Annotated in this window: 4 protein-coding genes; 2 read left to right on the forward strand and 2 right to left on the reverse strand. The window is 54.5% G+C overall.

Annotation, left to right across the window (positions count from 1 at the left end):
• Positions 1-62: 62 nt before the first annotated feature.
• Together VSR68_RS41395 and VSR68_RS41400 are read right to left on the reverse strand one after the other, a co-directional pair.
• The gene (locus VSR68_RS41395) at positions 63-1,403 is read right to left on the reverse strand and encodes an amidase family protein (protein WP_342945196.1); all 1,341 of its coding nucleotides are present in this window, start codon (positions 1,401-1,403) and stop codon (positions 63-65) included.
• Between the two features lie 30 nt (positions 1,404-1,433).
• Entirely contained in the window at positions 1,434-3,122 is a 1,689-nt protein-coding gene (locus tag VSR68_RS41400; RefSeq protein WP_342945197.1) for an NAD(P)/FAD-dependent oxidoreductase, read from the reverse strand.
• 1,069 nt (positions 3,123-4,191) lie between these two features.
• On the opposite strand from VSR68_RS41400, the gene VSR68_RS41405 reads away from it, so the two are divergent.
• Positions 4,192-5,046: a sterol desaturase family protein gene (locus VSR68_RS41405; RefSeq protein WP_342937646.1), complete on the forward strand. Its 855-nt coding sequence runs from the start codon at positions 4,192-4,194 to the stop codon at positions 5,044-5,046.
• A gap of 724 nt (positions 5,047-5,770) precedes the next feature.
• Complete coding sequence (locus VSR68_RS41410; RefSeq protein ID WP_342937632.1) at positions 5,771-6,547, forward strand: GH12 family glycosyl hydrolase domain-containing protein; 777 nt, start codon at positions 5,771-5,773, stop codon at positions 6,545-6,547.
• Positions 6,548-7,091 lie beyond the last annotated feature (544 nt).

A 7,091-nucleotide genomic window follows, 5' to 3' on the forward strand; every position in this document is an offset into this window, starting at 1 on the left:
GCGTGTGAGACCAGCGACTGCTGGCGCTGTTGCTCTGAGCGATGCTATACGGTAGCCCACTTTTACGAAATCAGAATTTCTTCAATACATGTTGCCGCGGCCAGAAGGCGGCGATCTTGACCTCGCGCAGCGTCCAGACTCAATCCGACCGGCAGTGACTTATTGGGCGCGACAGGAAGGGTGATGGAAGGCATCGCGGCGTTGCTCGCCAAATCAGTGTTGCGAATCACGTCCGCAAATAGTCCAGGCCGCCCGGCATCGATCAGACGCGGTACGGAACGCGGAACGGTTGGGTAAGCGAGAAAATCAATGTCCCAGTTGTTAAACAACGTATTCATTTCCATGCGTAAGGCGGCTATACTCTGGATAGCTGATGAATAGTCTCGGGAGGAGATAAGCTTTCCGGCCAGATTGGTGTGAATGATATCGCGGACATCAGTGTCACGAATGTTATCGAACACGGTATTTATCCTGTTTGCCCACCCCAGCGAAAGCAATGCCCGCGGGAAGTCCGTGAAAAATTCATAAATCGGAACGGTAAACGTTCCGACCTTGTTTAGCCCGGCAACAGCCGAATCATCCAGATCGATGCACTGGAAACCTGCACGAGTCAGTCGTCTGACGGCGTGCCCGCAGTACTTTCGGACATCATCGTCCAGTTCCGTCCACATCGACGCCGGAAGGCCGATTCGGCGTCGGGTACTTTTCATTTTTGTCGGAAGCCGATCTTCCGGGGACAGCAACTCATATAGAAACTGCGCATCTTTTGCTGTCTTCGTCAGCAGGCCCGGGGAATCCTTGGTTCGAGAAACGGGGATGATGCCGGCTGAAGACCACCGACCGCTTGTGGGCCTAAAGCCGGTAATGCCACAGAAGGCGGCCGGTATCCTTACCGAGCCACCGGTGTCCGTCCCGATTGCGATGGGAACGATGCCGGCTGCCACAGCCGCAGCGCAACCGCCACTGCTGCCTCCGGCCAGATGCTCGGGAGCTGCTGGATTCACCACAGTCCCCCATTGAGGGTTGACCGATGTGATGCCAAAGCTAAGTTCATGCATATTGTTCTTGCCGGCGACGACAGCGCCGAGCGATTTCAGCTTCCTGACGATAGAAGCATCGTGCTTGGCAATACAATCTTCCATTCCCGGTGTTCCCGCAGTGACAGGGAGACCTTTAACACAAATATTATCCTTTAATGAAAAAGGAATGCCAAATAGTGGTGCACCTTTTAAAGCGTCGTTTGCTCTAGCAAAGTACGTCTCTGCGTCGCATGTACGAATGAAGCAGTTGAGCGTTGCCGCACGTACATCCGCGCCAAGTATGCGCTCCCGTATTTCAGTTGCTGACAGTGCACCAGTCCGTATGCGATCGCAGAGTGATTGCAGTGTGTTTTCAAAATGCATAGGGCCTCAAATGCCTGGGAACGTGCGGTATCAGTAACGGTAAGCGATGCGTACTTCGTCAAGCGGGTTACCCGGCAGAAGCTTCCCTCCTGTGCTGCGTATCACGGCGCATGCACTGTTCACAGCCGTCTGCACAGCTCCCTCAATCCATCCTCCGGTGAAAGAACAGCCACATCCAGCCAGATAGAGGCCGGTATCCCTTGAGGGATCATTTGCGGTCTTGTACTGAAAGAAGAGTCGTTGTGAATAGACATCCTCGCCGGGATAGTTGAGCTTAAACGCTCCGGAGGAGTGCGGGTCGGTCAGCCAGTCGTGGTGAAGGACACTAGTATCATAATCATCGCCGGCCGGAACCAAGTGGCGCGCAAGTTCTGGATGGAATGTTGCAAGTTCCTCAACAAAGCGATCACACCGCTGCTTTTTGTCGGCGACGCTGAGCAGCTTGTGGGCGTCGTCTTCCCACGTGTAACTGAGTAAAACCACGCCCGGCCCATCTGAGTTATCAGGTTCGTAATCGAGACAATATACGCCCCGGGCGAAACCATCCGACTGGATGGCGACTGGCAGCCCGTTTGTCATCCAGAATTTCTCGCGGGTCAGCATAAACAGTTTTGACGACCCTGTGAGATGTGTTTCCCTCACGGCTCGGGATACGTCGCGGCTTAGAAACGTTTCGTCGTCTGTCAGACAGTGAGCGATTTGCATTGCTCTGTTGTTGCTGGTAACGATTACGCGGTCGACGGCCACTATCCCATCTCTATCCGTTAAGAGTTTTATCTTCCCATCCTCTTTGTAGATACGCCCCACGTTGCTAAAGCGAACCCGTTCGCTAACAGTGCTTCCTCCGATCTCCTGTTCGGCCAGCCGTTCAACCAATGTGGCAGTTCCGCTCGAGATCAGGCGCTGATCATCGAGATAGCCGTTAATGACGAGACGCAGGATCTCAGTGAATCCCGCTTGATAGACAGGCAGAAAGCCGCCGGAACCTATCCCTAAAGAGCCGAACAGCTCGAAGTCGTCAGGTCTCTTCCATGGGACGCTGCCGGGTGGATTCGGCCCAGTGAAAATCGTCACAATGGCGGAATAAAACGAACTGTCCCGAAATGCGTCGAGCCAGGCCTGCCATGCTGTACGTGCTTCTTCGAGTTGATGTGACCTCAACATGGCCGTAATTTTTGTTGGCGCTACGAGAGAGACGCCGTTTAGCACACACCCGTGACGTAATAAGGCTGTCCAGCCTGCATGAACGCGCCTGAATAATGGCGGTGGAGGGTCTCCCGCAGGCCAAACATGACGAGCGCCGCGATAATGCAGTGCGGTATCGACCACTCCTGGGTCAGGGAAAGACGCTGTCGTGCAGATGTTATGTTTGTTTAGATAGTGAAAAAGGCCGGTCGCACTAGGAGGAAATCGCATTGCGCCCATTTCAGCAATAAGATGTGGATGCTTTGGATCAAATGTTTGGGACCAAATTCTTCCTCCAATGCGATCGCGAGCCTCAAATAATGTAATGTCGCTTACACCTGCTCGCAATAGTTCTGTGGCAGCCACAAGGCCGCTGATACCGGCTCCAACGATGGCAACTCGGGGAGTGGGGATACCGGGCGGAAAGTAGCCAATTCCTCCTTCAGACTCTGAAAGTTGGAGGAAGGGAGCGTAGTCATACAGCAGGTCAACAGTCGGCGATGAACTTTGTGAAAATTCGACACGGTTCTTCATGGATTGTCTCCGTTGTGACAATGCATCCGCCTAGGGAACGATGGTTGATGTGAATGCTGCAGCGGCCTTCGTTCGCAAAGATCGGATACTGATCTATTCCGTAGTCGAAGGCTATACAGCATGCCGCCAAAAAATTCCATTCATTGAAGTCACGGTGAATGTGACCATATCAAAAGCACCGGACCCATATCAAACAAATAATATTGATACTCGTACCAGGCTATTGGAGCTTCTTTGACGCTTTGCATTACGACACGCTAGCTGGCAATCGGTGCCTCAAAATCGCTAGGCACTCACACCGACTGATGTTGCGAGCAAACCCCGGTGCCGCGCAGGATTGGCGCCGATTCAGACTGCGGAGCTATCCGGAAGACGAAAGCAGCCCTTCCAGAACGAGCCCACGTGATGAAAATCTTCCTCGGAGCAGTCGCACGTATGGACGCCGCGAGGAGAACATCCATCGGCCAACATGTAGGCGCGAGCGCGAAGTTGCGGGTTTTGCGACGGGTGCGCGCAGGTATGCCTTTCGCGCTTGCTTTCCCTTGAATCGGCGACATTTTTCGCTGGATTAGACGACAGATGCACGCGGAAAGGCGTCGGGCGCGTAGATGGCGCATCGCTATATGTCGCCTGTGGAATGGCTGCGTCGCTATCACACTGTAATCAATAATTAGGATGTCTAGACGTGTGTGTTTACGCCATCCACGGTTGGTCAAACCCATTGAAAGTCAGTAGCATACTCCGTCATGGAGTAGCGTTAACCATTTAAAGATCAAATGGTTCCTATCCAAACAATCGATTTTCGGAATTTTTGGAAATGCCGCATAGTAGGTCACGCACCGTTCTGACGGCACGGTAATTCACGGTGACTGTATGAATGCGGCGTGAAGATAAAATTTGTATGGCCTTACCGGGTGCGGATCTCGACGCCGAACCGGACTTACCAGGCCGCGCTGAAGATCAATAACCGTTGTGCCGGTGATCCTCGGTGAAGAAAGTCGGCTGTGTCGACGCAAGAATTGCGCCGACCGAGGCGGCACGTTCGGTCGATTTTCTCGGAGCGAAACAGATGCATATTCTCGATGTTAATCAGATGGCCGAGTTTTTTGTGAAATCGTTTAGGCTCGTTGCGATCTTCGCTTCATTCTGCGTCGTGCTTGAGTTGATCTTTCCGGCTTATCGATACAGTTTTGCGTCTTACGTTCGCGGCGTGCGGAATTGGATCATTCGCATTGGGCTCGGTGCCGTAGTCTGGCACGGCTACGCCGTCGGTTTGGAATGGTTAGGCGTCGAGCCGCTCCTAACGGTCAATTTCGCGACATTGATTCACTCAGACAACGCAATCATTAACGTGGGCTTGGCCGTCCTTTCTGGAGTCATGGTGGCGATCGCCGGCGACTTTTTTTACTACTGGATGCATCGAGCTCAGCATGCGATTCCATTCATGTGGCGCATGCACGCTACTCATCACTCGATTCGCGAGCTGACAGCGTGGAATTGCAATCATCACGTTTCCGAACCGCTTATTTATGCAGTGTTTGTGGCACTACCACTCACGCTGATTCACTTTGAATCTGGCGTGGTGCCCGCTGTTGCGATGACACTGATTGCCTTTCAGGCGCATCTTTCGCACTCTAGCACCCGCATCAATCTTGGTCCGCTTCGATACGTCATCGGCGACAATAAATTCCACCGTATTCACCACTCGTTGGAACTGCATCACCGACGCCGAAACTACGGGTTCTTCACGACTATCTGGGACACGATTTTTCGTACAGCGTACTGGCCGAAAAGGGATGAGTGGCCGGAAGTTGGTCTTCGAGACCAGTCTGAACCGCTCACCGTGATTGACTACGTTATGTTTCCGTTTGATCGTAGCCGCTGGTGCAAGGCTAGTGCTGGCACCGGTGTACGGCAGAGTTGAGGCTGGGATTGAGCGCTGCAAAGGTTTACGCTGAGAATCAGATTGTCGAACACAGAAGGATGTATAGCTGAAAACTCGACGAAGATGCACTGGGCGGGCGTGTCCCGCCCCGCTTGATGTGATCCTGGCGTGCGTGCGCTGGGTGCCAGCGAAACTTCGAAGAATTGATGGGGGCGAGGCGTCTCAGTGGATCGGTTAACCGTGCATCGTTGGGCGCTTACAGTAAGTTGCTGCCGTTGCGGGAGAAGCGTTTTATCACCAACGCACTTTCGGCCGGGGTTGGTGCGTCAGTGAGATCTATACCAGAACCAAGAGCCAAAGGAAGGATCAGTATCACACAGTCGGCAAGGCCGGGCATACCATTCGTTCCGAGCTCGCCATTCTGGGCGATTTATTTTTCAAAATGCTGCCGTGCCGCCGCCTTATTCCAATGGACCTGCAACAGAAATCGATACGGCTGCGCAGGAAGTCAAGTTCGTGCGAACAGGATGCGCTGCTCGATCGCGCGGCGTCAGCGGCGATGTTTGAATTCAGGAATGTCTGCTGTGCTTGCGTCCTGCTCGATTGCATTCAGTGGCTCACATGGTCGCGGGGGAGATGTGGACAACAGCGTCACGAAAACTTTCTCCCACGCAGTGTTTCTATTTGGATTGGATTGCTGCTTAAGCCGCTCGCCCCCACTGATTCCGACAGATCCATCCACTTGACAGGAGGCAGCAATACCATGCCCCGAATCTCGATCCTAGCAAGCTACGCCGCCACCGCCACACTGATGCTTGGCGTCAGCAGCGCGCAGGCCGCGACTTGGTCTGCATCTTCCCCCGAAACCTCGTCCTGCTTCTCGACCAATCTATTCGCCTCGTGGATCTACGGCAGCTACACCCTCAACAACGACGTCTGGTCTCCCTGCCGCAATGTGGAAGCGGGTGCGCAGAGCATCTGGGCCAACACGAACCTCGACTGGGGCGTAACTTCAGATCAGCCCAACACCGGCGGCATCAAATCCTATCCGCACATCGGTTACTTGATCAACAAGACCATCAGTTCGCTGAACACGCTGACCGCGGCGGTATCGGCTACTACGCCTTCCGGCGGTGCATGGGAATCGACCCTCGATATATGGGCTAGCAACAATGCGCACGAGATTATGGTCTGGCTGAACTACACCGGAACCTCGGAGGGTTGCGGTAATGTCAAGCCGATCTCCTATAACTGGACGTCCGCTGGCTGCGCGATACCGCTGCACAGCAACGTCTCGCTAGCCGGTGGGACTTGGAACGTCTACGTGGGCAGCAACGGTAGCAACCCGGTTTATTCGTTCGTGCGCACAACTAAGACCAACGACACGACGATCGATGTACTCGCGATCATGAAGTACCTGAAGTCACTTAACTATTTCGACGACGTTATGATCGGCGAACTCCAGTATGGCTTCGAGATCACGTCATCGCCGGGCGGCCTGAGTTTCGCGTCCAAGAACTTCACCGTTACCGCCGAGTGATTCCACCGCCTAGCGTCGCGGACTGCCGTCTGCACGCCGGGCGTGCCGGGTTGTTTCATCGCGCGGCGCAGCGCGCGGGATGCGTCACGCTCGATGAACCTGAAGCCAAGTTCTCTGTGCCGGGCAGTCATCTCGTTTTGTCGTAACAGCGACAGGCCTGGCTCCAGTTGTCGGGTTTGAATGTCGGCGTAGCGAGACAAGATGAACTAAGAGTTCGCTGCACTTGCGCCATAGGCCACCGCGCGCGAGTGGCACGGATCTCGCTCCTGCCTACTGCGCAACCGCCGTCGGTTGCTACGAGCCATCTATGGATGGATAGCGTGAGCGACAGCATGCTGCCCTCGACTGCCTGTAGCGGCGTCGTACAGATAACGCGCTTGGCTGCACCGTCGAAGCGCGCCTGCCGCCGCCTAGGCAGCAGGCAGGATAGTCATGCCTGTCTCACCGGGCGTACACCGATCATCATTGCAAGGAGTGTCGCATGGCCCTGAAGATCATTGCGTCGACGTGCACCGGCTGCTCGGCCTGCGAGCCGCAGTGCCCC

It is taken from the genome of Paraburkholderia phymatum, from assembly GCF_038900715.1.
Classification (GTDB): domain Bacteria; phylum Pseudomonadota; class Gammaproteobacteria; order Burkholderiales; family Burkholderiaceae; genus Paraburkholderia; species Paraburkholderia phymatum_A.

Excerpts from the sequence above, each read along its gene's own strand:
- VSR68_RS41395 (WP_342945196.1), bottom strand. The coding sequence starts at position 1,403 with ATGCATTTTGAAAACACACTGCAATCACTCTGCGATCGCATACGGACT.
- VSR68_RS41400 (WP_342945197.1), bottom strand. The coding sequence starts at position 3,122 with ATGAAGAACCGTGTCGAATTTTCACAAAGTTCATCGCCGACTGTTGAC.
- VSR68_RS41405 (WP_342937646.1), top strand. The coding sequence starts at position 4,192 with ATGCATATTCTCGATGTTAATCAGATGGCCGAGTTTTTTGTGAAATCG.
- VSR68_RS41410 (WP_342937632.1), top strand. The coding sequence starts at position 5,771 with ATGCCCCGAATCTCGATCCTAGCAAGCTACGCCGCCACCGCCACACTG.